At 73.0% G+C, this 259-nt stretch carries 1 protein-coding gene; it reads left to right on the forward strand.

Annotation, left to right across the window (positions count from 1 at the left end; genetic code table 11):
- A partial coding sequence (locus SB756_RS31920; protein WP_410913481.1) for a hypothetical protein occupies nt 1-259 on the forward strand: 259 nt, incomplete at both ends.

Below are 259 nucleotides of genomic sequence, written 5' to 3' on the forward strand. Positions count from 1 at the left end.
GGAACTCGCCCGTTGCAGAATCGAGGACATCGAGTCGATCTGGGCCATGCTGCCCGGCGCGGATCGCGAGCGACTGCGGCCGCTGCTTGCCGACGCGTCGAGCGCGGTCGCCGGCGCGCCCATATCGCCCGCAATCGCACCCGACACCGAGGCCGGCTCGGGCGCGGACCGCCTCGCCCGTGCGTTCGCGGCGCTGCCCGTCGAACTGGCTGCACGTCTCGCGGCGGGACTCGATGATGCCGAACGCACGCGCGCGCTT

This window comes from Pseudomonas sp. SIMBA_068 (assembly GCF_046534705.1).
Classification (GTDB): domain Bacteria; phylum Pseudomonadota; class Gammaproteobacteria; order Pseudomonadales; family Pseudomonadaceae; genus Aquipseudomonas; species Aquipseudomonas putida.